Origin of the sequence: Streptomyces sp. NPDC029041, from assembly GCF_040637515.1 — a bacterium.
Lineage (GTDB): Bacteria > Actinomycetota > Actinomycetes > Streptomycetales > Streptomycetaceae > Streptomyces.
Map to the genome: position 1 here is coordinate 764,341 of NZ_JBEZWO010000001.1, position 24,562 is coordinate 788,902.

Here is a 24,562-nt window from a genome sequence, read left to right on the forward strand (position 1 = left end):
CGCTTTTTTGTCATTTCGGCGCGACAGTGCCGCTGCTCCGACCGTAATGTGACCTCATCGGACAGCCCGCACAACAGATCATGGCGGTACCTTTGCCGCGCCGGAAGGAGCGGCCCGCATGAACGGCTACGCGACCTCGGACCGCGACGCCGTCACGGCCGCGCCCGGCGGACTGCTGGATCTGCTCAAGGTCGCGGCCGTGGTTCTCGACGCGGGCGGCCACATCGTGCTGTGGAGCCCCGAGATCGAGCAGCTGCTCGGCTGGAGCGCGGAGGAAGCCCTGCGCCAGCGGGCCGACACCCTCCTGGTCACCCCCGAGAACCGCTCCCGGGGCAGGGAGCTGTTCGCCCAGGTCAGCACGGGGGCGCGGTGGGCCGGAGTGTTCCCGCTGCGGCACCGCGACGGCACGGAACGGGCCGTGGAGTTCCGTACGATGCGCCTCCTCGACCCCGAAGGGCAGCCCCACCTGCTGGGACTCGCCACGGACGCGACGACCGTACGGAAGGTGGAGCGCGACCTCGCCCTCTCGCACAGCCTCGTCAACCAGACCCCGCTCGGCATCGCGGTGTTCGACAACGACCTGCGCTGGGTCGGCGTGAACCCCGCGCTGGAGCGGATCAACGGCGTGCCCGAGGAGGCCGTGCTGGGGCGCCGGGTCGGGGAAGTGCTGCCGGACCTGGACGTGACGGCCATCGAGGCACGGATGCGGCACGTCCTGGAGACCGGCAGACCGCTGCTCGACCAGCAGACCGTGGGGCGTACGGCGGCGGACGCGCAGGAGCGCGCCTACTCGGAGTCGTACCACCGCATCGAGGACACCGACGGCCGGGTCCTGGGCCTCGCGATGGCCGTGCTGGACGTCACCGAGCGCCAGCAGGCCGCGGCCGAGGTCGCACAGGCGCGCCAGCATCTGTCGGTGATCGCCGACGCGGGGGTGAAGATCGGCACCACGCTGGACCTCCAGCAGACCGCCCGGGAACTGGCCGACGTGGTCGTCCCGCATCTGGCGGACCTGGCCGCCGTGGACGTCCTGGAGTCGGTCGTGGCCCGCGGCACCATCACACCCGTGTCGGGCGGCTCCCCCGCCGAGTTCCGGGCGCTGGCCGTCGCGGCCGGGTACCCCACCGACGCCATCCACGCCGCCGACCCGGTGGGCGAGCTCGCCGTGTACGGCTCGTCGCGGATCATCACGCAGTGCGTCCGCAGTGCCCGCCCGGTCCTGGTCGAGCGCGTGGACGCCAAGATGCTGCGGCGGCTGGCCCGGGACTCACGGGCCGCCCTGGCCCTGCACGAGGCCGGCGCCCACTCCTACCTGGCGCTGCCGCTGGTGGCCCGGGGCAAGGTGCTCGGCACGCTCTCGCTGTACCGCACGGTCAACGAGCGCCCCTTCGACGACCAGGACCGGGTGCTCGCCTCGGAACTCGCCGCACGGGCCGCGATCTGCATAGACAACGCCCGCCTCTACGGCCGCGAACGCGGCACCGCCCTGACCCTGCAGCGCAGTCTGCTCCCGAGCACGCCCGCCGAGCGGGAAGGGCTGGACATCGCCGCCCGCTACCGCCCGGCCCTCAGCGAGGTCGGCGGCGACTGGTACGACGTCCTCCCGCTGGGTCCGGGGCGCACCGGGCTGGTCGTCGGGGACGTCATGGGCAAGGGTGTCCAAGCCGCGGCGATCATGGGGCAGCTGAGCACGGCGACGCGGGCGCTGGCCCGGCTGGACCTGCCGCCCGCCGAGCTGCTGCGGCACCTCGACGACATCGCCGGCTCGCTCGGCGACGCGATCGCCACCTGCGTGTACGCGGTGTGCGACCTGCGGCGTGGCACCTGCGAGCTGTCCAGCGCCGGGCATCTGCCGCCGGTGCTCGCCGGGGCGGACGGCAGCGCGCGGCTCGTCGAGGTGCCGGGCGGTGTCCCGCTCGGGGTCGGCGGCGTGGAGTTCGGCACGGTGGAGGTGGAACTCGCCCCGGGCTCCCTGCTCGCGCTGTACACGGACGGCCTGGTCGAGAACCGCGGGGAGCCCATCGACACCGGCCTCGGCACGCTGACCCGGCTGCTCCAGCACGCGGGGCCCAGCCTTCAGCGCGCGAGCGACAGTCTGCTCAGCGCGCTGAGTCCCGAGCCGGACGACGATGTCGCCCTGTTGCTGGTCCGCACGAGGGCCTGAGCCATGACGGGCTAGGCGTCACCCCTGCGTGGCGTGCACAGGGCCCAGATGACGAACCCCGACATCGCGATCATGATGACCGACCAGACCGGGTAGGTCGGCAGGGAGAGGAAGTTCGCGATGATCACGAGGGCGGCGATGCCCACGCCGACGACGCGCGCCCAGCCCGACCCCTGGAACAGGCCCAGGCTGACCAGCACGGCGACCACGCCCAGGGCGAGGTGGGTCCAGCCCCAGCCGGTGAGATCGAACTGGAAGATGTAGTTGGGGGTCGAGACGAAGACTTCGTCCTCGGCTATGGCCGAGATGCCGCGCATGACGGCCAGGATTCCGGCGATCATCAGCATGATCGCAGCGAAGGCCGTCATGCCGGTGGCCCAGCCCTGCTTCGCCGTCGAGCGCCCGTGCGTGGGGTGTGTGGCAGCCATCCTGCTCCTCGATTCTGCTGGGTCCGGATCGGTCAGCGACAGGAAGCGGGGACCGGGACGCCCTGTGCGGCGAAGCCGCCGCGCGCCATGTCCGCCGGACGGCCCGGCGAGCTTCCCGGCACCTCTGGGCCGGTCCTCGCCGCCCCGGGAACCGCTCCGTGCGGTCCTCGTGTCCCGGTGGCCCGCCCGGCAGCGGTCCCCGTCCACCTCAGCGTGCCGGGGCACGGGCCGGGCTGCCTCACCCGTGGCGGGTGATCCGTATGCGACGCCGGGGCGCTGAGGTGGTGGGACAGGCCTTGTGGGGCGCCCAGGTGCCGGAGGCGGGACCGCGATGGAGAGACGCACGATGGACGATCCGGAGCAGCCCTACCGGCGGCGGCCGGGACAGCCACGGCGTGCGGCGGTCTCGACCCTCCTGCGTGCCGCGCTCGTGGCGGCCGGGCTCGTCACCGTCTACTACGTGCTGCCCCTGGACGGACGCGGCACGAGAGGCGAGTCGGTCCTGCTGGCCTGCGGTCTGCTGCTGGTGGTCGTGGTCTTCTGGTGGCAGGTGCGGGCCATCGTCACCTCGCCCCACCCCCGGCTGAAGGCCGTCGAGGCCCTGGCCACGACGGCCGCGCTCTTCCTGCTGCTCTTCGCGGGCGCCTACTTCCTGCTGGAGCACACCACCCCCGGCTCCTTCAGCGAGCCGCTGACCAAGACGGACTCCCTGTACTTCACGCTCACGACGTTCACCACCGTCGGATACGGCGACATCGTGGCCCGCTCACAGACCGGGCGGGTGCTGGCGATGATTCAGATGGCGGGCGGCCTGCTGCTGGTGGGCGTGGCGGCGCGCATCCTCGCCGGCGCCGTGCAGGCCGGATTGCGCCGGCAGGGCCGGGAGCCCTCGGACGGCTTCCCCACGCGGCGGAAGGACTGAGCCATGACCGCACCGAGCACCTTCACGGCCTTCATGTCACCGGCCGAGCGGGCCGCCGCCGGCCGGGCGGCGCGGCGGCGGGTGCCGCGGTCGTTCCACGCCGGGTTCGAGGCGGGACCGGACCGGTTCGACCCGGTCGAGGTGCTGGAGCGCCAGTCGGCGACCCGCGAACCGGAGTTGGTGCCGCTGCGCTACGCCCGCATGCTGGAGTCCCCGTTCCGCTTCTACCGCGGCGCGGCGGCGATCATGGCGGCGGACCTGGGGGCCGCCACGGACACCGGGCTGCGGGTGCAGCTGTGCGGGGACGCCCATCTGCTGAACTTCCGGCTGCTCGCCTCGCCGGAGCGCCATCTGGTCTTCGACATCAACGACTTCGACGAGACGCTGGCCGGACCGTTCGAATGGGACGTCAAACGGCTCGCGGCCAGCTTCGCCATCGCAGGCCGCGCCAACGGTTTCAGGACCGCTGAGCAGAACAGTGCGATCGAGACCTGCGTCCGGGCCTACCGGAGGCGGATGCGGGACTTCGCCGGGATGCGGAACCTGGACATCTGGTACGCCCAGGACGACGCCGACCACTTGCGGGAGCTGATGGCCGCGTCTTTGTCCAAGGAGGCACGGCGCCGCACCGCCAAGGCCACGGCGAGCGCCCGGACCCGCACCCACATGCAGGCCTACGCCAAGCTGACCAGGGACACGGCCGTAGGGCGGCGGATCACACCGGACCCGCCGTTGATCACCCCGCTGCGGGACCTGGTGGGCGACACCTCGGAGCACGGACGGGAAAGGGAGCTGCGCACCGTCCTGGAGGGGTACGCCCGCAGTCTGTCGTCCGAGCGCCGGCATCTGCTGCGCCGGTACCGCCTGGTGGACATCGCCCGCAAGGTCGTCGGGGTCGGAAGCGTCGGCACCCGCTGCTGGATCGTGCTGCTGCTCGGACGCGACGACGACGATCCGCTGCTGCTCCAGGCCAAGGAGGCACAGGAGTCGGTGCTCGCGGCGCACAGCGGCGGCGAGCGCTACGACAACCAGGGCCGCCGTGTGGTGGCGGGACAGCGGCTGATCCAGACGACCAGCGACATCCTGCTGGGCTGGACGCACGCTGTGGGCCTCGACGGGCAGGAGCGGGACTTCTACGTGCGGCAGCTGCGCGACTGGAAGGGCATCGCCCGGCCGGAGACCATGGACCCCGGCCTGCTGCGGTTGTTCGGGCGGCTGTGCGGAGCGAGCCTGGCACGGGCCCACGCCCGCTCCGGCGACCCCATTGCCATCGCGGCCTATCTGGGCGGTGGCGACCGTTTCGACCGTGCCCTCACGGTGTTCGGCCAGGCGTACGCGGACCAGAACGAGCGGGACTTCGACGCCCTGCGCGCGGCGGTCCGCTCGGGCCGGGTCCGCGCGGCGGCGCAGTGACGCCCAGTCCCCGGGCGGCCCTGGGCGCCCCCGCCCTGCCGGGGTCCGCTCCGGCGGCGCGTCGTGCTCTCACCCGTCGCGGGCGATGCGTCCCGAGCGCGACACGGGGTTCCCTGGGTCCACGGACACCACCTACGGAGCACCCCCGGGTCCGGCCCGGGCCGCTCGGAACAGGGGTACGGCCATGTGCCGCTGGCTCGCCTACTCGGGCACTCCCGTGCTGCTCGACGACGTCCTCTACCGCCCTCAGCACTCGCTGATCGACCAGAGCCTGCACGCGCGGATGGGGGTCGAGACCACCAACGGCGACGGGTTCGGCGTCGGCTGGTACGCGTGGCATCTGCGCACCCCCGCCGTCATCCGTGACACCGGCCCGGCTTGGAGCAACCGCAACCTGCGGGAGATCGCCGACCACGTCCGCTCGCCGCTGTTCTTCGCGCATGTGCGCGCCTCCACCGGTTCGGCCGTGCAGCAGACGAACTGCCATCCGTTCCGCCACGGGCGGTGGATGTGGATGCACAACGGGGCGATCGACGGGTTCCGCGAACTGCGCCGGGATCTCACGCTGGCGGTGGACCCGGGGCTGTTTTCGTCGATGGAGGGCACGACGGACTCCGAGGTGATGTTCCACGTGGCGCTCACCCTCGGGCTGGACGGCGACCCGCCGGGAGCGGTGGCCCGGATGACGGGTCTGATCGAGCGGCTGGGCCGCGAGCACGGTGTGCCGCAGCCGCTGCAGATGACGGTCGCGGTGACCGACGGCGAGCGGGTGTGGTTCTTCCGCTACTCCAGCGCGGGGAAGTCACGGTCGCTGTACTACAGCAGCCGGGTGGAGGACGTGCGTGCGCTCCACCCCGACCTCGGGTTCCTCAACCACGTCTCGGACGAGACCCGGCTGGTCGTGTCGGAGCCGCTGGGCGATCTCCCCGGCGTGTGGAACGCCGTACCGGAGAGCACCTACGGTGTCGTGCAGCCCGGGCGGGACCTGCTGCAGCACTTCGAACCGGAGCCCGTCTGAGCCCCCCTGCGGTCGCCGGGCTCAGCGCAGCCGCGCGGCGAACGCCTCGTACGCCCGCTCGTCGAAGAGGACGAACCTGACCTCCTCGACGGTGGTGTCCGCTGTCTGCACCGTCTCGACCGCGATGCGGGCGCCGTCGTCCATCGGCCAGCCGTAGACACCGGTTGAGATCGCGGGGAACGCCACGGTACGGGCGCCGAGTTCACCGGCGACGCGGAGCGACTCGCGATAGCAGGAGGCGAGCAGGCCGGAGCGGTCCTCGGTCGTGCTGTACACCGGGCCGACGGTGTGGACGACCCAGCGGGCGTCCAGGTCGCCCGCGGTGGTGGCGACCGCCTGACCGGTGGGCAGGCCCTTGCCGAGGTGCGCCGCGCGGAGCCTGCGGCAGTCCTCAAGGATCGCGGGCCCGCCACGGCGGTGGATCGCCCCGTCGACCCCTCCCCCGCCCAGCAGCGAGGAGTTGGCGGCGTTGACGATCGCGTCGACGCTCTCGCGGGTGATGTCGCCCCGGACCAGTTCGATGGCCGTCATATCTGCCTCAGTCGCTTCCATACGGCCTTCGCCGCGTTGTGCCCCGACATGCCGTGCACGCCGGGGCCGGGCGGGGTCGCCGACGAGCAGATGAAGACGGCCGGGTGCGGGGTGCGGTACGGGAACAGCGTGGGCCTCGGGCGCAGCAGGAGCTGCAGGCCGGAGACCGCGCCGGAGGCGATGTCGCCGCCGATGTAGTTGGCGTTGCGGGCGGCGAGCTCGGGCGGCCCCGCCGTGGCACGTGCGAGGACGCGGTCGCGGAAACCCGGCGCGAAGCGCTCCAGTTGACGCTCGATGGCGTCGGTGAGGTCGCCGGTCCAGCCGTGCGGGACGTGGCCGTAGACCCAGAAGACGTGTTGGCCCGCCGGGGCCCGGGTGGGGTCGACGACGCTCGGCTGGACCGTGATCAGGAACGGCCGGTCGGGGGCCCGGCCCTCCCGGGAGGCTGCCCGCAGCGCGGTGCCGATCTCCGCGCTGCTCGCGCCGACCTGCACGGTACCGGCGGCGCGGGCTTCCTTCGCGGTCCAGGGCACGGGACCGTCCAGCGCGTAGTCGATCTTGAAGACGCCCGGCCCGTAGCGGTATCCGCCGTAGTGGTTGCCGAAGCCGGCGATGCGGGCCAGGGCGGTGGGTGAGGTGTCGAAGACGTACGCCCGGGCGGGCGGCAGGTCGTCGAGGCGCTTGACCTCGTAGTCGGTGTGGACGCTGCCGCCGAGGTCGCGCAGGTAGGCGGCGAGGGCGTCGGAGAGGGACTGGGAGCCGCCGCGGGCGAGGGGCCAGCCGCGGGCGTGCGCCGCGAGGGCGAAGACCAGGCCGATGGCTCCGGTGGCGAAGCCGCCGAGCGGTGCCATGACATGGGCGACGAGCCCCGAGAACAGGGCCTTGGCCGGCTCGTCCCGGAAGCGGCGCATCAGCAGCGTCGAGGGGGGCAGCCCGGTCAGGCCGAAACGGGCGAGGGTCACCGGGTCGCGGGGCAGGGCGGTCAGCGGCAGTGACATGAAGTCCCGCGCCAGGGTGTCCCACTTGGGCAGGAACGGCTCGACGAGCCTGCGGTACGCGCCGGCGTCGCGCGGGCCGAAGGAGGCGGCCGTCTCGCCGACGGTCCGGGCCAGGACGGCCGCCGAGCCGTCCGGGAAGGGATGCGCCATGGGCAGCTCGGCGTGCAGCCATTCCAGGCCGTACCGCTCGAGCGGCAGGGCGCGGAACGCCGGTGAGTTGATGGCGAGCGGGTGGGCCGCCGAGCACGGGTCGTGACGGAAGCCGGGGAGGGTCAGCTCCTCGGTGCGGGCCCCGCCGCCCACGGTGCTCCGGGCCTCGAAGACGGCGACGGAGAAACCGCGGCGGGCCAGTTCCACGGCCGCGGTCAGTCCGTTCGGCCCCGCACCCACTACGACGACATCGAGCATCGACGGCACCTTCGGACCCCTTCGTCAGCCGACGGCCACTGGGCCTCAGGATATGCCCGGAGACTGACAGTCACCGGCCGCAGCTGATTTCCGCTGCGGAAGGGCACTTCACGGCGACCGGAACGCCCGCGTGCGCACTCTGTGTCACCACATGTGTGCGACACGCAACCGGTCTCGGTGTTCAGGCCCCGCCCGACAGCAGACCCAGCACCCTGCGGGCCGTGGCCGCGTCGCGGGCGGCGGTGAAGGGCAGGACGTTGTCGCCCTGGATGCGGAACGGGTCGCCCGCGAGGGTGAGGTGAGCGCCACCCGCCTCCTCGACCAGGAGCAGACCGGCCGCGTGGTCCCATGCCGCCTCCCACGAGAAGGCCACCGCGTCCGACTCGCCACGGGCGATGGCGAGATACTCCAGTCCCGCGGAGCCGCACGGGCGCGGTGCCACACCGTCGGCGCGCAGGCCGAGCAGGGCCTCCTTCTGCTCGTCCGTCGTGTAGTCGGGGTGGGAAGTGGCCACGCGCAGATCGCGGCCGGGCTCCGGCACTCCGGCGAACAGCCGCTCCCCGTCGAGGTGGGCACCCTTGCCCCGCTGGGCGAAGGCGAGCCGGTCGCGGGCGGGCGCGTACGTCCAGGACGCGAGCACGGTGCCGCGATGGGCCAGCGCGACCAGGGTGCAGAACCCGGCCTCGCCGCGCACGAACTGGCGTGTCCCGTCGACCGGGTCGACGATCCAGACCGGGGCGTCGCCGCGTATCGCCTCGTATGCCGCCGGGTTGGCGTGCACCGCCTCCTCGCCGACCACGACCGAGCCGGGCAGCAGGTCGGCCAGGGCCTCGGTCAGGTACAGCTCGGCCTTGCGGTCGGCGTCGGTCACCAGGTCGTGCGGGCCGCTCTTCTGGTCGACCTCGTGCGCGGCGAGCCGGCGCCAGCGCGGCAGGATCTCGGCGGCGGCTGCCTTGCGGATCGCCTCTTCGACGTCGGAGGCGTGCTCTGCGAGAAACTCTTCGGTGGTTTCGTTGCTGTCGATCACCCCTCCATGACAACACGAGCCACTGACAAGCCCCGCCCACCGGGTGCACTCCGGGTGGCATCGCGATGAACAGCGGGGGCGGCCGGACGACGGTGGTGCCGCCTGCTCGTGCGTCGGCGGACCCCCGCCGGATCACCGGCCCACCGCGTACCCCTGCATCCCGCGCGGGTTCGCCGCCGCCGACAGCACGCCCGTCTCCGGGTCCCGTGCGACCGCGCACAGCCGGCCCTCCGACCAGGGGCCGCCCACGGTCACGTCGTGGCCCCGGCGCCGCAGCTCCTCGACGACGGCGGGATCGGTGCGGGACTCCACGGTCACGCTGCCCGGGCGCATGCCGCGCGGGTAGAAGGAGCCGGGGAAGCTGTCGTTGTGCCAGTTCGGGGCGTCGATCGCGCCCTGGAGGTCGGGGCCGCCGCGCACGGGGCCGCGCAGGGCGGCCGCGAGGAAGAAGTGCAGCTGCCACTGGTCCTGCTGGTCCCCGCCGGGCGTGCCGAACGCCAGGACGGGCACGCCGTCGCGCAGCGCGATCGAGGGCGTCAGCGTGGTGCGGGGGCGGCGACCGGGAGTGAGGGAATTCGGCAGGCCCTCCTCCAGCCAGGCCATCTGGAGCCGGGTGCCGAGCGGGAAGCCGAGTTCGGGTACGACGGGGTTGGACTGGAGCCAGCCGCCGCTGGGCGTGGCCGAGACCATGTTTCCCCAGCGGTCGACGACGTCGAGGTGGCAGGTGTCGCCGCGGGTGGTCCCGTCGGCAAGGATCTCCGGCTCGCCCGGCACGGGGGATGCCGGGCTCTGGGCGACGGTCGGTTCGCCGACGCCCAGGGCGTCGAAGCCCTCCTGTGCGGCGGCCGCCACGCGCGCGTGCGCGCACAGCCGCGGGGTGCGTCCGCCGGGGCTGCCGGGCCGCAGGTCGTTCCCGGCCCGCTCGCCGACGAGGGCGCGGCGGAGCGTGTTGTACGCGTCGGACAGCAGGTCCTCGAGGGGCACATCGGCGGCGTCCCCGTACCAGGCCTCCCGGTCGGCCATGGCGAGCTTGCAGTTCTCCACCAGGAGATGGACGTAGTCGGCCGAGCCGTACGGGGGCAGTTCGGGCGGGAGCAGGGCGAGTTGCTGGAGGAGGACAGGGCCCTGGCTCCAGGGGCCCGGCTTGCACACGGTCCAGCCGTTCCAGTCGTACGTCGCCGGTACCTCGTAGGTCGCGGACCAGCCGGCGAGGTCGGCGGCCGTGAGGGTGCCGGTGTGGCGTTCGCCGCTGGTGTCCCTCGTGGGGCGCCCGGCCTGGCGGACGAGCGCGTCGGCGATGAAGCCGGAGCGCCACACCTGCCGGGCCGCGTCGATGCGGGCCTCCCGGTCACCCGCGCCGGCGGTCTCGGCGAGGAGGCGCTTCCAGGTGGCGGCGAGCGCGGGGTTGGCGAAGAGTTCGCCGGGGCGGGGTGCCTTGCCGCCGGGGAGGTAGACGTCCGCCGAGGAGGTCCACTCCGTCTCGAACAGCTCGCGCACGGTCTCGACGGTCTCGCCGACCCGCTCCACGGGTGCGTGCCCGTGCTCGGCGTAGCCGATGGCGTACGCCAGGACGTCGTCGAGGGACTTGGTGCCGTGGTCGCGCAACAGCAGCATCCAGGCGTCGAACGCACCGGGCACGGCGGCGGCGAGCGGCCCGGTGCCGGGGACGAGATCCAGTCCGAGGCCCTGGTAGTGCGCTACGGTCGCGCCCGCCGGTGCGACGCCCTGCCCGCACAGCACCCGCACCTCGCCACCGGCCGGGGCGAGCAGGATCGGCACCTCGCCGGCCGGGCCGTTGAGGTGCGGCTCGACGACGTGCAGCACGAACGCTCCCGCCACCGCCGCGTCGTAGGCGTTGCCGCCGCTCTCCAGGACGGCCATCGCCGACTGCGAGGCGAGCCAGTGGGTGGAGGACACCATGCCGAAGGTGCCCTGGAGGGTGGGGCGGGTGGTGAACATCTGACCTCTCACCGGGGGCCTCGGAACGCGGACCGGGGGCCGGAGCCCTCGGGTCCGGAACCCCCCTCCCTTCGCTGCCCCCGCCGGGGCGACGTCAATCACAGTCGGCGGCCCGGTCGGCTTCCCGCACCCGAGAAGCCGCAGGTCAGCGCTCGAATGTCCTGGAGTTATGGATCTCCGCCATGTCAGGCATTGGACGCATGACACGCAGGGTCACAGTCTGGAACGAGTCCCCGGTCCCGACCTTGTGAGGAGTCATCATGGGCACAGAGAGGAGCACCGTCGACGGTGTCATCCGGACGAGCGCGCGCGGTCACGCCGTCCTGAACAGTCCGCGGCTGAACCGGGGTACGGCCTTCACCCGGCGGCAGCGGCAGGAGCTCGGGCTGACCGGTCTGGTGCCGCCGCAGGTCCTGACGCAGGACCAGCAGGCGGCCCGCGCCTACACGCAGTTCCGGTCCCAGCCCGACGACCTCGCCAAGAACGTCTATCTGACCGCGCTGCGCGACCGCAACGAGGTGCTCTTCCACCGGCTCCTCGGTGACCATCTCGCCGAGATGCTGCCGATCGTGTACACCCCGACCGTGGGCACGGCGATCGAACGCTACAGCTACGAGTACCGCCGCCCGCGCGGGGTGTACCTCTCGGTCGACGACCCCGAGTCCATCGAGAGCTCCCTGCGCGCCTCCGGACTGGGCGCCGACGACGTCGACCTGATCGTGGCGACGGACGGCGAGGCGATCCTCGGCATCGGTGACTGGGGTGTGGGCGGCATCGACATCGCGGTCGGCAAGCTCGCCGTCTACACGGCCGCCGCCGGAGTGGACCCGGCCCGCACCCTGGCGGTGATGCTGGACGTCGGCACCGACCGGCAGGAGCTGCTGGAGGACCCGCTGTACCTGGGCAACCGGCACCCGCGCGCCGACCGGGACCGCTACGACGCCTTCGTCGACGCCTACGTCACCGCGGCCACGAAGCTGTTCCCCGACGCCCTGCTGCACTGGGAGGACTTCGGCTCGTCCAACGCCCGGCACATCCTGGACCGCTACCGCGAGAAGACGCTCACGTTCAACGACGACATCCAGGGCACCGGCGCGGTCAATCTGGCCGCCGTGCTCTCCGGCGTGCGCGCCGGCGGGGCCGCCCTGTGCGACCACCGGGTGGTGCTCTTCGGCGCCGGAACCGCCGGCATCGGGATCGCCGAGCAGCTCCGCGACGCGATGATCGCCGACGGGCTGACGCCGCGGGAGGCCGCGGAGCGCATCTGGGCCGTGGACCGCCACGGCCTGCTGACCGAGGGCCAGCAGGGGCTGCGGGACTTCCAGACGCCCTTCGCCCGCGGCCGCGCCGAGGTCACCGGCTGGCGGCACGACGACAACCTCGGTGGTGTGCCGCTGGCCGAGGTCGTCGACCGGGTGCGCCCGAGCGTCCTGATCGGCACCTCGGGGCAGGGCGGCGCCTTCACCGAGGACATCGTCCGGTCCATGGCCGCGCACACCGGCCGTCCGGTCATCCTTCCCCTGTCCAACCCCACGCGGCTGGCCGAGGCCGTCCCCGCCGACCTGCTCGCCTGGACCGGCGGCCGGGCCCTGATCGCCACCGGCAGCCCCTTCGAGCCGGTGGAGACGGACGGCGTCACCCACCACATCGGACAGGCCAACAACGCGCTGGTCTTCCCCGGCCTGGGTCTCGGCACGGCCGTCGCGCGGGCCGGGCGGATCACCGACGGCATGCTGGTGGCCGCGGCCCGCGCCATCGCGGACCAGACCGACCCCACGGCGCCGGGCGCGCCGATCCTGCCCCCGATCGACCGGCTGCGCGACACCTCCGTGGCGGTGGCCGTGGCCGTGGCCCGCGCGGCGGTCGCCGACGGCGTCGCCCGGGCGAGCGCCGACGACGCGGTCGAGGACCGGGTCCGCGCGGCCATGTGGCATCCGGTGTACCCGCCGATCGAGGCCGTCTGACCGGCTCCGCCCGGATATCGCTCCACACCCCCGAGGGGGCGCCGACCGCAGGTGCTCGGCTCTCTGACATGCCGTCACCCAACCGCACGGTCGCGCCCCCGCCTTGCTTCAAAGGATTGACGCAGTCATGTCTTTCGCCGGGATCTTCACCGTCGTGGTGCCGGTCTTCCTCCTCATCCTGGTCGGTTACGGCACCGGCCGCCGGGCGCTCTTCGACGCGGGCGGCGCCCAGGCACTGCGCGAGCTGACCATGCAACTGGCGCTTCCGGCCGCCCTGTTGCTGAGCATCTGGCAGACGCCACGGCACGTGCTGGTCGAGCAACTGCCCCTGGTGGGCCTGCTGGCGTTCGGGTTTCTCGCCGTGTACGCCGTCCTGCTGGGCGTGCTGCGCCTCGCGGCCCGCCGGCCGCTGAGGCGGGCGGCGCTGTTCGCTCTGGCCTGTGTCCAGCCGCAGTACGCCTTCATGGGCACGTCCATCCTGGGGGGCCTGTTCGGGACCGCCGAGGCCGCCGTGCCGATCGCCGTCGCGGGCATCATCGTCAACGTCGTTCTCGACCCGGTCGTCCTGATCCTCCTCGGCATGCCGGAACACCCGGAGCACCGGGAGGTCACCGCCGGGGCGGCGGCCCGCGCACGGCGGCCCGTCCCGGCCACCGTCGGCGGGGGTGCGCCCGAAGCGGCCGCCCGGCCGGCCCCCGCCGAGGCCGGGGCGCCCGGCCCGCGTCCCTCCGTGCTGGACACGGTCGGGCACGCGCTGCGCGAGCCGTTCTGCTGGGGACCCGTCCTGGGCCTGGTGCTGTCAATCGCCGGGGTCGGTGTGCCGGAGATCGCCGACTCAGCGCTGAGTCTGCTGGCGGGAGCCGCCTCGGCGACGGCACTGCTGTACGTCGGCGTCTCCGTCGCCCGGATCGGCCGGCCCGCGCTGTCCCCCGCCGTGTGGGCGGTCTCGCTCACCAGCGTGGTCGTCCTGCCCCTGCTCGTCTACGGGACGGGGCTGCTGCTGACCTCCGGGGCGGTCGCCACCCAGGCCGCGCTGATTCTCGCGTTCCCCGTCTCTCCCGTCCCCCTGATGTTCGCCGCCCGGCACGGCTCGGCCGAGGACGTGCGGACCGTCGGCTCCGCCGTCGTGCTGAGCCTGCTCCTCTCCTTCGTCACCCTGCCCCTGCTCATCGAGCTGGTCGGCTGACCCCGGCCGGGGCGGTGCGTCCCGGGCCGCGCCCTTCGCGCTCCGCACCCGGCCTCCGCCCGACCACCCGAAAGGACACGGCCTCATGACATCAGCCGCAGACTCGCGACCGGGCCGCCCGAGCCGCCCGCCGCGGCGGTCGTGGCCGCGCTCCGTTGTCGGCCGCCTGCCCGGATCCCTGCCGTTCGCCGCGGCGGCGCGGGGGGCGGTCGCGCTGGCGCTGCCCCTGCTCGTCGGGCTCGCCACAGGGTGGGTCGTTCTCTCGGCGATCGCCGCCATCGGCGCCCTGTGGGGGGTGAGCCAGGACGGTTCCGATCCGTACCGGGTCCGGGTACGGCGGCTGGGCTGGACCGGGGTGTCCAGCGCGCTCGGTCTGCTCGCCGGTGAAGTCGCCCTGCGCAGCGGGGAGCCGGCGGCGGTGGCGGGGTGTCTGGTGACGGCCGCGCTCGTTGCGGGCGGTGTCGGTCTGCGCGGGCGGATCGCGTCCGTGTCGGGCATGCACCTGCTGCTCGGCGTCACGATCGGCAGTGGCATCCCCGTGCCGGGGCCGTGGTGGCAGCCGCCGCTGGCGCTGCTCGCCGGTGTCGCACTCGTCCTCGTGCTGTCCGCGGCGCCGTGGCTGTGGCGCCGGTACCACGTCGAGCGGGCCGCCGTGCTCGCCGTGTACCGGAGCGCGGGCGAGGCGCTGACCGCCGCGGGCACCGAGGCCGCCGAGGAGGCGCGCCTGCGGATGACGCTGGCCCTGAACCACGCCCACGAGGTCATGGCCCCCCATCTCGCCCCGCGCGGGCGGCGGCGGGACGAGACCGGGGAGCTCGTCCGGGCGTTCCACTACGCCGTGCGGCTGGGCGAGGCCGTGACGGCGGTGGTGTGGGAGGGCCGTGCGCTGCCGCCCGCCCTGACCCGCGTACCGCGGCTGCTGGCCGGACGTCTGCTGCCGGGCCGCCTCGCGGCCCCGGAGGACGGTGCGGCGCAGCCGGCACCGGTGGGCGGCTCGCCGGGCAGGCGCGCCCTGGCCGGCCTGGTCGCCTCCGTGGACGCCGAACCGGACGGAACCGACCTGGAGTTGCGTCTGCCGGCGCACGACGGGCCCGGACGGGCGGCGCGGGTGCGCTACGCGCTGCTGCTGGCCGGGTGCGTGCTCGCCGCCCATGTGCTCGCGGAGGTGCTGCACCGGCCTCGCGGTTACTGGCTGCCCATGACGGTGGCCTTCGTCTACAAGCCCGACTTCGGGCCGCTGTTCCCGCGCGCACTGCACCGGTGCGTCGGCACGATCGTCGGGGTGGCCGCCATCGGGGCGGTGTCCGCGGCGGCCACCGGTACGTACGCCGTGGTGGGCGTGGTGGCCGTGTTCGGCGCGCTCATGGCCATCGGCGTGCGGCACCACTACGCGCTCGCCACGCTGGGCCTGACCGCCGTCGTGTTCGTGCTGCTCGACCTGCTGGGCGACCACCGTCCGTTGTACGGCACGCGGGTGGTGGACACGGCGCTGGCGTCCGCGCTGGTGCTCGTCGCGCACTTCGCGGTGTGGCCGGACTCCGCCGCCCACCGCGCCGAGGCACAGACCGAGGCCGCCGTCGCCGCCGCACGGCGCTACCGCGACGCCGCGCTCGAAGCGGGCCCGGTCCAGCGGCAGTCGCTGCGCCGTGCCGCCTACCACCAGCTGGCCGAGGCGCGCCGCACGGTCGCTCACGCCCGGCGGGAACCGGCCCGCCGTGGGCGGCCGCTGCCCGACTGGGAGGGCGCGATCACCGCGGCCGAACAGCTCTGCGACCAGGTGACGGCACACGTGGTCGCGGGCGCGGCGGACCCGGTCCGGTAACGGCCCCGGCATCGGCTCGGCAGCGGCCCGGTGCCGGGCTTCGGACATCGGCTCGGCACCGGCCCCGGTCCCGGTCCGGTCCTGCCCCTGGTGCGATCCATGCTGTCACCGCCTAGGTCATCGGCGACCCATGACGGGGCAGAATGGCGCCATGGATCTCCAGGTGCTGCGTTCCTTCCGGTCCGTCGCGGAGGGGACGACGGTGACCGACGCCGCGACGGACGCCGGCATCACCCAGCCCGCGCTGTCCCGCGCCCTGGCCCGGCTGGAGGACGAGGTCGGCGCCGAACTCCTGCAGCGCGTCGGGCGCGTACTGCGCCTCACCCCGGCGGGCCGGGTCTTCAAGGAGTACGTCGACGGGGTGCTCGACACCTACGACCGGGGCCGGCGAGCGGTGGCCGAGATGGTCCACCCCGACTCGGGCGTGGTCTCACTCGCCTTCCTGCACACCCTGGGCACCTGGCTGGTCCCCCGGCTCGTCACCGACTTCCGGCGGACCTTCCCGCAGGCGCAGTTCGAGCTGCACCAGGACGGCGAGATGGGCCTGACGCGGCACCTCCTGGACACGACGGCGGATCTGGTCATCACCAGCAGCGACCCCGGCCACCCCCTCATCACGTGGCGCCGCCTTCTGGTGGAGCCGCTGCGGCTGGCCGTCCCGTCCCGGCACCGGCTGGCCAAGCGCCGCCGGATCCGCCTGGCCGAGGTGGCCGAGGAACGGTTCATTCTGCTCAAACCGGGATACGGGCTGCGGGACATCACCGCGGGACTGTGCCGCGAGGCCGGCTTCGCGCCGGTCATCGCCTTCGAGGGCGAAGAGGTGGAGACCCTGCGCGGTCTGGTCGCCGCGGGCCTCGGGGTGTCCCTGATCCCGTCGTCTCCGGACGTCACGGCGGCCCCCGAGTCCCCGATCCGCTACCTGGAGATCACCGACGTACGGGGCGCCCGGGACATCGGCATCGCCTGGCTGAGCTCCCGCGCCGTGCCGCCGGTCACCCGGCGCTTCCTCGACCACGCGCTGCGGACGTCGACCGGGGAGTGAATGTCCCCTCCTGTCGCTGGAAGTTGGGGCATGTCCGGCCTTGTCCCGGGCGGCATCGGCAGGCCGGGACGGGCGCAGCGCGACCGCGCCGACACGCACGGTGGTTCATCGGAACGCGTGGGGAGGCCGCACTTCCGCCGCACGGGCACGCATGTGAAACTGTCGTCCCGTCCGCCGTGCGGACCCGTTCCGCACCGTCCGTCCCCACCTGAAGGGCGCCGTGCGTTCCCTACCTCTGCCCCTGGCCCTGACCGCCCGCCTGTCCCCGGTGGTGGTGCTCGCCGCGGTGGGCTGGGCGCTGTCGTCCGGTCAGCCCGCCGCGCCGCAGGCCGCCGAGCACAAACCGGCCGCGGAGAAGACCGGGACCCGATCGGAGTCGGCCCCGTCGACGTCGACGGTGTCGAAGGCGTACTCGGTCGCGCCCGCCCCGTGCGAGAGCGTCGCCAAGAAGACCGTCGAGGCGCTCGTGCCGGGCGCCAGGACGGCCGGCAAGGAGATCCCGTCCACGGACGCGGAGCTGCGCCGCACCTGCTCCTGGAACGCGCTCAAGGGGTACGACTACCGCTGGCTCGACGTGTCCTACGAGCTGATGGAGTCGGACGAGGCCGCGCGGAAGTCGTACCAGGCGCACACCGAGAAACAGAGCGGCGGCGGAGCGGTCCCCGGTCTGGGGGACAGCGCGTACTCCGTCGTGAACCTGACGACGGAGGACAAGCAGGAGACCCGCGAGGGCGTCGTGTTCGCCCGCGCCTCCAACGCGCTGGTGACGATCACCTACAACGGCAGTGACTTCGAGTCGAAGAAGGCGCCCAGTACGGACACCATCAACAAGGGCGCCATCAAGGCCGCGAAGGAAGCGGTGGCCGCGCTGGAGAGCGACAAGGACTGAGCGCTCTCCAGCACGCCGGGCTTCCTCAGCGGGTGCTGCGGCTCCGGGTGGCCATCAGCGCCAGATACAGGAGCATCGAGGTGCCCAGTCCCACGGCCCAGCCGTAGTCGGCCAGATCGGCCAGGGCGGGGAGGGGGCGGCCGTCTATCAGCGGCTTGAAGTTCGCGCCGCCCACGGCGAGGACACCGCCGACCGCGAAGGCGACGACGGCCCGCCAGTTCCAGCCGCCCTCGTACCAGTAGCGGCCGCCGGGCCGGTACAGGTCGGCGAGGTCGAGCCGGGCGCGGCGCAGGATCCAGTAGTCGGCGATGAGGATGCCCGCGACGGTGCCGAGCAGGCCGCCGACCAGGCCGAGCCAGGTGAAGATGTAGCCCTGCGGGTCGGAGTACAGCTTCCACGGGAAGATCAGCACACCGAGGACGCAGGTGGCGAGGGCACCGGCCCGGAAACTGATGCGCCGGGGCGCGATGTTGGAGAAGTCGAACGCCGGGGAGACCAGGTTGGCCGCGACGTTGACGGAGAGCGTCGCCACCAGCACGGTGACCAGTGCGAAGAGCAGGCCCACCGTGTTGTCGGTCTTGGCGGCGAGCTGGACCGGGTCCCAGATGGCCTCGCCGTAGACGGCCTGGGAGCCGGAGGTGACCATCACCGACAGGAACGCGAAGAGGGTCATGGTGGTCGGCAGGCCGAGGGCCTGACCCCGGGTCTGCGCCTTCTGGCTCCTGCCGTAGCGGGTGAAGTCGGGGATGTTCAGCGACAGCGTGGACCAGAAGCCGATCATGCCCATGAGGGCGGGGGCGAACAGCTTCCAGAAGTCGGCGCCCCAGCCGAGCTTGGAGGGCTGGTCGAGCAGCGGGCCGAAGCCGCCCGCCTTGTCGCTCATCCACCACAGCATCACGAACGCGCCGACGAGCACGAAGGGCGCCGCCCAGTTCTCGAAGCGGCGGATGGTCTCCATGCCCCGGTAGATGATGACGACCTGGAGCGCCCAGAAGAGCGCGAACGACAGCCACATGGTCCAGGCGTAGCCGCCGACCTTCGCCGCGTCGGTCCAGCCGGTGCCGATGAGCTTGCCGGCCAGGAAGTAGATCGCCTCGCCGCCGATCCAGGTCTGGATCCCGAACCAGCCGCAGGCCACCAACGCCCTGACGACAGCGGGCAGGTTGGCCCCGCGGATGCCGAAGGAGGCCCGCGCGAAGACGGGGAAGGGTATGCCGTACTTGGGCCCTGCGTGCCCGGTGAGCAGCATCGGTATCAGCACGATGACGTTGGCCAGGGCGATGGTGAGCACCGCCTGCTTCCAGTCCATGCCGACGGCGATGAGCCCGGAGGCGAGGGTCCAGGAGGCCGTGTTGTGGGCCATGCCGACCCACAGCGCTGAGAAGTTGTACGTGGTCCAGGTGCGCTTCTCGACCGGGACCGGCAGCAGGTCCTCGTTGGCGTAGGGGCCGGTCGGTGCGGGGGCGCCCGGGGCGATCTCCACCCGGCCGTCGGCGAGGGTGACGTGGGTGGTCGGCGGTGGGGCCGTGGGAGCGGTATCGGTCATGGGCCGGGCCAATCAGGGGAGGCGGGACGGGAAAGGCCGTGCGGTGAGCCGATGGGGGGTGCGCTCGGGAGCGTCCTGGGCCCCCTTCCCGTGCCGCTGGGAAGGGGGAGTTCACAGGGGGTGGGGCGGCGGAGGTCAGCCGTTGACGGCCGGGATCACCCGCGATCCGTAGGCCTCGATCACGGCCTCCTGCGCGTCGTGCATGTCGTAGACGGCGAACTGGTCCACGCCGAGCGCGCGCAGCGCCTCCAGCTTCTCGATGTGCTTCTCGACCGGGCCGATGAGGCAGAAGCGGTCGACGATCTCGTCGGGCACGAACCGGGTGTCCGGGTTGTCGGCGCGTCCGTGGTGGGAGTAGTCGTAGCCCTCGCGGGCCTTGATGTAGTCGGTGAGTTCGTCGGGGACGGCGGCGGAGTGCTCGCCGTACTTGGAGACGAGGTCGGCGACGTGGTTGCCGACCATGCCGCCGAACCAGCGGCACTGCTCGCGTGCGTGGGCGAGCGCCTCGGGCGAGTCGTCCTCGGTGACGTAGGCCGGGGCGGCCACGCAGACGGTCACCTCGGCGGGGTCCCGGCCGGCCGCCACGGCCGCGTCCTTCACGGCCTTGACCATGTACTCGGTGAGATAGAGGTCGGCCAGCTGGAGGATGAAGCCGTCCGCTTCCTCGCCTGTCATCTTCAGGGCCTTGGGGCCGTACGCCGCCATCCACACGGGCAGTTCGGCGCCCTCTTTGATCCAGGGGAACCGGACGACGGTGCCGCCGCCGAGGTCGGCCTCCCGCCCGCCGGCGAGGTCCCGGATGACCTTCATGGCCTCGCTGATCCGGGCCAGGGTGTTGGGTTTGCGGCCGGCCACCCGCATCGCGGAGTCGCCGCGGCCGATGCCGCAGACCGTGCGGTTGCCGAACATGTCGTTGAGGGTGGCGAAGGTGGAGGCGGTGACCTCCCAGGTGCGGGTGCCCGGGTTGGTCACCATGGGCCCGACCTTCAGGGTCGTGGTGTTGGCCAGGATCTGGCTGTAGATCACGAACGGTTCCTGCCACAGCACGGCGGAGTCGAAGGTCCAGCCGTACGTGAAGCCGTTCCGTTCCGCGCGTTTCATCAGGCTGATCACCCGCGAGGCGGGCGGGTCGGTCTGCAGGACGAGTCCGAAGTCCATCTGCGCCGCTCCTAGTTGAGGTACTGACAGGTGGATCGCGGGGTGAACACGCCGTGCCCGGCGCGCCCGGTGTACTCCCGCTCGGTGATGACGGGTTCGCCGCGCGAGAGGACCGTCTCGACCCGGCCGGTGGTGCGTTTGCCCTCGTAGGCCGAGTAGTCGACGTTCATGTGGTGCGTCTCGGCGGACATGACCTGCTCGGCGTGCGGGTCGTAGATGACGACGTCGGCGTCGGCGCCCGGCGCGATGGTGCCCTTCTTCGGGTAGAGGCCGAACATCCGGGCCGGGGTCGCGCAGGCGATCTCGATCCAGCGGCGGCGCGAGATGTGGCCGTCGAGGACCGCCTGGTGGAGAAGGTCCATACGGTTCTCCACGCCCGGCAGGCCGTTGGGGATCTTGGAGAAGTCGCCGCGGCCGAGTTCCTTCTGGCCGACGAAACAGAAGGGGCAGTGGTCGGTGGAGACGACCTGGAGGTCGTTCGTGCGCAGCCCCCGCCACAGGGCGGCCTGGTGCTCCTTCGGCCTCAGCGGGGTGCTGCAGACGTACTTGGCGCCCTCGAAGTCCGGCTCGGCGAGGTTGTCGGTGGACAGGAACAGGTACTGCGGGCAGGTCTCGCCGAAGACGGGCAGGCCCTCGTCACGGGCCCGGGCCAGCTCGGCGACCGCCTCCGTCGCGGAGACGTGTACGACGTAGAGGGGTGCGCCGGCCACCTGGGCGAGCTTGATGGCGCGGTGGGTGGCCTCGGCCTCCAGCAGCGCCTTGCGGACCTCGCCGTGGTAGCGGGGGTCGGTCTCCCCGCGCGCCAGCGCCTGCTCAACCAGGACGTCGATCGCGATGCCGTTCTCGGCATGCATCATGATCAGGCCGCCGTTGTCGGCGGAGCGCTGCATGGCGCGCAGGATCTGGCCGTCGTCGCTGTAGAAGACGCCCGGGTAGGCCATGAACTGCTTGAAGGAGGTGACGCCCTCCTCGACCAGGTGGTCCATCTCCTTGAGGGTGTGCTCGTTGACGTCCGAGACGATCATGTGGAAGCCGTAGTCGACGGCGCAGTTGCCGTCGGCCTTGGCGTGCCAGGTGTCGAGGCCCTCACGCAGGCTGTGGCCGACGCTCTGCACGGCGAAGTCGATGATCGTCGTGGTGCCGCCCCAGGCGGCTGCGCGGGTGCCGGTCTCGAAGGTGTCGGAGGCGAAGGTGCCGCCGAAGGGCAGCTCCATGTGGGTGTGGGCGTCCACACCGCCGGGGATGACGTACTTTCCGGTGGCGTCGATGGTCCGGTCGGCCGTGAAGGCCTCCGCGGCGGGGGTGTGGGAGGTCGCGAGGGCGGCGATTCGGCCGTCCTCGATCAGGACGTCGGCGTGGATCTCGTCGGATGCGGTGATGACGAGGCCGCCGCGGATGACTGTACGGCTGCTCATGTCGTGATCGCTCCTCGCTGTGGGTCGGTGCGGGTCGTCAGTGGCTGATCGCGCAGTTCCCCGCGCCCCTGAGGGCACGTCCCCCACGGGCGTCTCAGGGTGCCGTCAGTGGCCCGTACGCCCCCGGTGCCCGGTCCCGGTAGAACTGCCAGCGGTCGCGGACCTCGCGGAGTTTGGCCATGTCCAGGTCGCGGACGACCAGTTCGGGCTCCTTGTCGCTCGCCACCTCGCCGACGAACTGGGCCTCCGGGTCCACGAAGTACGACGTCCCGTAGAAGTCGTTGTCGCCGTACTCCTCGACCCCTACCCGGTTGATCGCGCCGACGAAGTACTCGTTGGCGACGGCCGCCGCCGGCTGCTCCAGCTGCCAGAGGTAGCCGGACAGACCGCGGGAGGTGGCCGAGGGGTTGAAGACGATCTGGGCGCCCGCGAGGCCGAGGGCGCGCCAGCCCTCGGGGAAGTGGCGGTCGTAGCAGATGTAGACGCCGATACGGCCGGCCTTGGTGTCGAAGACGGGCCAGCCGGAGTTGCCCGGGCGGAAGTAGAACTTCTCCCAGAAGCCCCTGACCTGGGGGATGTGTGTCTTGCGGTACTTGCCGAGGTAGGAACCGTCCGCGTCGATCACCGCGGCGGTGTTGTACAGGACGCCGGGCTGCTCCTCCTCGTACATCGGCAGCACCAGGACGATGCCGTGTTCCTTCGCGAGGGCCTGGAAGCGCCGGACGATGGGGCCTTCGGGGATCTGCTCGGCGTACTCGTAGAAGGCCGGGTCCTGGACCTGGCAGAAGTACGGCCCGTAGAACAGCTCCTGGAAGCACAGGACCTGAGCACCCTGTGCGGCCGCGTCGCGGACCGCCTGCTCGTGGACCTGGATCATCGATTCCTTGTCGCCCGTCCAGGCGGTCTGGAAGACGGCGGCACGGATCACTTGGCTCATCGGGACCTCCGGTCGCTCGGTGTGCCGTGAGCCTAGGAAGCCGCGTGGTCGTCTTTGAGTTGCACCGTGTCACGTCTGGGGGCGTGCCGCGTGCCACCGTGTCACTCTTTCGTGGACCCATGTTTCACCGCCGTTTTCCCAGGTGGTCGCTTGTTTCACTGCTGTTGCGCGTCGTGCGCGAGGAGTGCGATGTGCACCGATGCGGCCTGCTCGAAGTCGTCGAGCTCCACCCCGAGCCGGGCCTGTATGGCCTCCAGGCGGCGGTAGAGGGCGGGCCGGGAGACGTGGTGGAGCTGGGCCGTGCGGGACTTGTTGCGGCCGGTGGCCAGATAGGTCCGCAGGACGGACAGCAGGTCCTCGTCGCTCTCGCGCAGCAGCCCGTCCAGCTCCCGCTCGGCGAAGGACTGCACGTGCGGGTCGTCGCGCAGCAGCCGGATCAGGCCCCGCAGGTGGACGTCCTTCAGGCGCACCACCGGTGGGAGGTCGAGGACGGCGGATGAGTCGGCCACGGCATCCGAGACGTGCCGGGCCTCGCGCAGTCCGGTGGGCACGTCGTCCCAGGCGGCGCGGGGTTCGGCCGCGGCGACGACCGTGTGGTCCGGGCGTGACTCGGTGCGCAGCCGGGTGGCGAAGTGCTCGGCGAGGGCGCCCGCGTCCTGGTCCCGGGGGAGGCTCAGCAGCACCGCGGTGGCCCCGTCGGCGAGTTCGGCGACCAGTCCGGGCAGGCCCAGCAGCCGCAGGAGGCGTTCGAGCCGGGCGGGTTCGCCGTCGCGGACGACCAGCGGCACGAAGGTGCGCCGGTTGACGGGCAGCCCGGCAGCACGCGCCCGGGGCAGCAGTTGCCGTGCCGGTACGACGCCGCTGACGAGGTCGGTCAGCAGGCTCTGCGCGGACTGTTCCTCCCAGGAGCAGGCGGTGCCGCCGCCGAGCATGCGGTGCAGGACGAGGGCCTCCGCGGCACGGTCGGCCAGCAGCCGTCCGGTGGCGGTGTCGCCTCGGTAGCCGCACAGCACGATCCGGCCCCAGCGCTCCCCGCGTCCGCCCAGTTCGGCCCGGATCCAGCCGTCGCCCTCGGTGCCTCCGGCCTGCCGCGCTATGCGCTCCCAGTCGCGCAGCACGTCGTCGACCGCGGGCCGCTCCCCCGCCGTGCCGAGGACGCGGTGGGCCAGGTTGGTGACGACGACCGGGCAGGCGCTGTGCCGGGCGATCTCGTCGAGCAGGCGTTGCAGCGGGGCGCCCGCGGTGATGAGAGCGGTGAGTTCGGTGCGGACGGCTTCGGAGAGGCTGACGGCGGCGAACTTGCGCCGCACCAGGCGGGACTGGACCTCCTCGGTCAGGTCGGCGAAGGGGAAGGGCCGGTGCAGGACGACCATCGGCAGTCCGCACCGCTCGGCGGCCCGGCGCATCACCTCCGGGGCGGTGGGGAAGGCGCGGCCGAGTCCGAGGACGACGGCGGCGGCCTCGGCGCGGTGCAGCGACCGGACGTACTCGGCCTGCTTGTCCTCGTCGCCGGCGAGCAGCACACCGGTGGTGAGGACCATCTCGCCGCCGCTGAGCATCACACCGACGTCGGCCGCCTCGGCGACGTGCACCCAGCGCACGAGCCGGTCGAGATGGCCCGCCCCGGCCACCACCTCGGGCTCCCCGGCGAGTACCCGCTCCAGGGTGAGGACCCGCCGCACCGACAGCGCGGGCTCCAGGGAATCCAGGGTGATGGTCATGGCGGGCCCCTTGC

At 72.6% G+C, this 24,562-nt stretch carries 19 protein-coding genes; 9 read left to right on the top strand and 10 right to left on the bottom strand.

Features of this window, described 5'->3' with window-relative positions:
- Positions 1–118 precede the first annotated feature (118 nt).
- The gene (locus AB0F04_RS03335) at positions 119–2,164 is read left to right on the top strand and encodes a SpoIIE family protein phosphatase (RefSeq protein WP_362037186.1); all 2,046 of its coding nucleotides are present in this window, start codon (positions 119–121) and stop codon (positions 2,162–2,164) included.
- A gap of 11 nt (positions 2,165–2,175) precedes the next feature.
- Here AB0F04_RS03335 and AB0F04_RS03340 read toward each other — a convergent pair whose 3' ends face one another.
- Entirely contained in the window at positions 2,176–2,592 is a 417-nt protein-coding gene (locus tag AB0F04_RS03340) for a hypothetical protein (RefSeq protein ID WP_362037188.1), read from the bottom strand.
- A 346-nt stretch (positions 2,593–2,938) separates the two neighbouring features.
- Between AB0F04_RS03340 and AB0F04_RS03345 the strand changes: the two genes are divergently transcribed.
- The 3 genes from AB0F04_RS03345 (at position 2,939) to AB0F04_RS03355 (ending at position 5,945) form a co-directional block, all read left to right on the top strand.
- Positions 2,939–3,514: a potassium channel family protein gene (locus AB0F04_RS03345; RefSeq protein ID WP_362037190.1), complete on the top strand. Its 576-nt coding sequence runs from the start codon at positions 2,939–2,941 to the stop codon at positions 3,512–3,514.
- A gap of 3 nt (positions 3,515–3,517) precedes the next feature.
- A complete protein-coding gene (locus AB0F04_RS03350) occupies positions 3,518–4,927 on the top strand; it encodes a DUF2252 domain-containing protein (protein ID WP_362037192.1) in 1,410 nt (469 codons plus the stop codon).
- Between the two features lie 184 nt (positions 4,928–5,111).
- Positions 5,112–5,945 (top strand): class II glutamine amidotransferase, encoded by an 834-nt coding sequence (locus AB0F04_RS03355; RefSeq protein WP_053671149.1) that lies wholly within the window; start codon positions 5,112–5,114, stop codon positions 5,943–5,945.
- Between the two features lie 21 nt (positions 5,946–5,966).
- On the opposite strand, the gene AB0F04_RS03360 is transcribed toward AB0F04_RS03355, so the two are convergent.
- From AB0F04_RS03360 to AB0F04_RS03375, 4 genes are all read right to left on the bottom strand, one after another.
- Positions 5,967–6,476, bottom strand: coding sequence for an O-acetyl-ADP-ribose deacetylase (locus AB0F04_RS03360; RefSeq protein ID WP_362037194.1), 510 nt, complete (start codon positions 6,474–6,476; stop codon positions 5,967–5,969).
- Positions 6,473–7,882, bottom strand: a complete 1,410-nt coding sequence (locus AB0F04_RS03365) for an NAD(P)/FAD-dependent oxidoreductase (protein WP_362037196.1) — start codon at positions 7,880–7,882, stop codon at positions 6,473–6,475. The genes AB0F04_RS03360 and AB0F04_RS03365 overlap by 4 nt, the downstream gene beginning before the upstream one ends.
- 181 nt (positions 7,883–8,063) lie before the next feature.
- A complete protein-coding gene (locus tag AB0F04_RS03370) occupies positions 8,064–8,909 on the bottom strand; it encodes an inositol monophosphatase family protein (protein WP_362037199.1) in 846 nt (281 codons plus the stop codon).
- Between the two features lie 132 nt (positions 8,910–9,041).
- Positions 9,042–10,868 carry a gamma-glutamyltransferase gene (locus AB0F04_RS03375; RefSeq protein WP_362037202.1) on the bottom strand — a complete coding sequence of 609 codons (1,827 nt, stop codon included), beginning with the start codon at positions 10,866–10,868 and terminating at the stop codon, positions 9,042–9,044.
- 260 nt (positions 10,869–11,128) lie between these two features.
- Here AB0F04_RS03375 and AB0F04_RS03380 point away from each other — a divergent pair, with 260 nt between their 5' ends.
- The 5 genes from AB0F04_RS03380 (at position 11,129) to AB0F04_RS03400 (ending at position 17,771) form a co-directional block, all read left to right on the top strand.
- Positions 11,129–12,832: an NAD-dependent malic enzyme gene (locus tag AB0F04_RS03380; RefSeq protein WP_362037204.1), complete on the top strand. Its 1,704-nt coding sequence runs from the start codon at positions 11,129–11,131 to the stop codon at positions 12,830–12,832.
- A 127-nt stretch (positions 12,833–12,959) separates the two neighbouring features.
- Entirely contained in the window at positions 12,960–14,018 is a 1,059-nt protein-coding gene (locus AB0F04_RS03385) for an AEC family transporter (RefSeq protein WP_362037206.1), read from the top strand.
- 85 nt (positions 14,019–14,103) lie between these two features.
- Entirely contained in the window at positions 14,104–15,840 is a 1,737-nt protein-coding gene (locus tag AB0F04_RS03390; protein WP_362037208.1) for an FUSC family protein, read from the top strand.
- A 151-nt stretch (positions 15,841–15,991) separates the two neighbouring features.
- A complete protein-coding gene (locus AB0F04_RS03395; protein ID WP_362037211.1) occupies positions 15,992–16,882 on the top strand; it encodes a LysR family transcriptional regulator in 891 nt (296 codons plus the stop codon).
- Positions 16,883–17,102: 220 nt separating this feature from the next.
- On the top strand, positions 17,103–17,771 hold the full coding sequence (locus AB0F04_RS03400; RefSeq protein ID WP_362037213.1) for a hypothetical protein: 669 nt from the start codon (positions 17,103–17,105) through the stop codon (positions 17,769–17,771).
- A 25-nt stretch (positions 17,772–17,796) separates the two neighbouring features.
- Here the strand turns inward: AB0F04_RS03400 and AB0F04_RS03405 are convergent, their stop codons facing one another.
- The 5 genes from AB0F04_RS03405 to AB0F04_RS03425 all read right to left on the bottom strand — a co-directional run bounded on the left by AB0F04_RS03405 (position 17,797) and on the right by AB0F04_RS03425 (position 24,548).
- Positions 17,797–19,317, bottom strand: a complete 1,521-nt coding sequence (locus AB0F04_RS03405) for an NCS1 family nucleobase:cation symporter-1 (protein ID WP_362037215.1) — start codon at positions 19,315–19,317, stop codon at positions 17,797–17,799.
- Positions 19,318–19,452: 135 nt separating this feature from the next.
- Positions 19,453–20,475: a TIGR03842 family LLM class F420-dependent oxidoreductase gene (locus AB0F04_RS03410; RefSeq protein WP_362037217.1), complete on the bottom strand. Its 1,023-nt coding sequence runs from the start codon at positions 20,473–20,475 to the stop codon at positions 19,453–19,455.
- Between the two features lie 11 nt (positions 20,476–20,486).
- On the bottom strand, positions 20,487–21,890 hold the full coding sequence (hydA, locus tag AB0F04_RS03415; RefSeq protein WP_362037219.1) for a dihydropyrimidinase: 1,404 nt from the start codon (positions 21,888–21,890) through the stop codon (positions 20,487–20,489).
- Positions 21,891–21,984: 94 nt separating this feature from the next.
- Positions 21,985–22,827, bottom strand: a complete 843-nt coding sequence (locus AB0F04_RS03420; protein ID WP_362037221.1) for a nitrilase-related carbon-nitrogen hydrolase — start codon at positions 22,825–22,827, stop codon at positions 21,985–21,987.
- Between the two features lie 155 nt (positions 22,828–22,982).
- Positions 22,983–24,548, bottom strand: coding sequence for a PucR family transcriptional regulator (locus AB0F04_RS03425; RefSeq protein WP_362037223.1), 1,566 nt, complete (start codon positions 24,546–24,548; stop codon positions 22,983–22,985).
- Positions 24,549–24,562: the final 14 nt, after the last annotated feature.

Excerpts from the sequence above, each read along its gene's own strand:
- AB0F04_RS03335 (WP_362037186.1), top strand. The coding sequence starts at position 119 with ATGAACGGCTACGCGACCTCGGACCGCGACGCCGTCACGGCCGCGCCC.
- AB0F04_RS03340 (WP_362037188.1), bottom strand. The coding sequence starts at position 2,592 with ATGGCTGCCACACACCCCACGCACGGGCGCTCGACGGCGAAGCAGGGC.
- AB0F04_RS03345 (WP_362037190.1), top strand. The coding sequence starts at position 2,939 with ATGGACGATCCGGAGCAGCCCTACCGGCGGCGGCCGGGACAGCCACGG.
- AB0F04_RS03350 (WP_362037192.1), top strand. The coding sequence starts at position 3,518 with ATGACCGCACCGAGCACCTTCACGGCCTTCATGTCACCGGCCGAGCGG.
- AB0F04_RS03355 (WP_053671149.1), top strand. The coding sequence starts at position 5,112 with ATGTGCCGCTGGCTCGCCTACTCGGGCACTCCCGTGCTGCTCGACGAC.
- AB0F04_RS03360 (WP_362037194.1), bottom strand. The coding sequence starts at position 6,476 with ATGACGGCCATCGAACTGGTCCGGGGCGACATCACCCGCGAGAGCGTC.
- AB0F04_RS03365 (WP_362037196.1), bottom strand. The coding sequence starts at position 7,882 with ATGCTCGATGTCGTCGTAGTGGGTGCGGGGCCGAACGGACTGACCGCG.
- AB0F04_RS03375 (WP_362037202.1), bottom strand. The coding sequence starts at position 10,868 with ATGTTCACCACCCGCCCCACCCTCCAGGGCACCTTCGGCATGGTGTCC.
- AB0F04_RS03380 (WP_362037204.1), top strand. The coding sequence starts at position 11,129 with ATGGGCACAGAGAGGAGCACCGTCGACGGTGTCATCCGGACGAGCGCG.
- AB0F04_RS03385 (WP_362037206.1), top strand. The coding sequence starts at position 12,960 with ATGTCTTTCGCCGGGATCTTCACCGTCGTGGTGCCGGTCTTCCTCCTC.
- AB0F04_RS03390 (WP_362037208.1), top strand. The coding sequence starts at position 14,104 with ATGACATCAGCCGCAGACTCGCGACCGGGCCGCCCGAGCCGCCCGCCG.
- AB0F04_RS03395 (WP_362037211.1), top strand. The coding sequence starts at position 15,992 with ATGGATCTCCAGGTGCTGCGTTCCTTCCGGTCCGTCGCGGAGGGGACG.
- AB0F04_RS03405 (WP_362037215.1), bottom strand. The coding sequence starts at position 19,317 with ATGACCGATACCGCTCCCACGGCCCCACCGCCGACCACCCACGTCACC.
- AB0F04_RS03410 (WP_362037217.1), bottom strand. The coding sequence starts at position 20,475 with ATGGACTTCGGACTCGTCCTGCAGACCGACCCGCCCGCCTCGCGGGTG.
- hydA (WP_362037219.1), bottom strand. The coding sequence starts at position 21,890 with ATGAGCAGCCGTACAGTCATCCGCGGCGGCCTCGTCATCACCGCATCC.
- AB0F04_RS03420 (WP_362037221.1), bottom strand. The coding sequence starts at position 22,827 with ATGAGCCAAGTGATCCGTGCCGCCGTCTTCCAGACCGCCTGGACGGGC.
- AB0F04_RS03425 (WP_362037223.1), bottom strand. The coding sequence starts at position 24,548 with ATGACCATCACCCTGGATTCCCTGGAGCCCGCGCTGTCGGTGCGGCGG.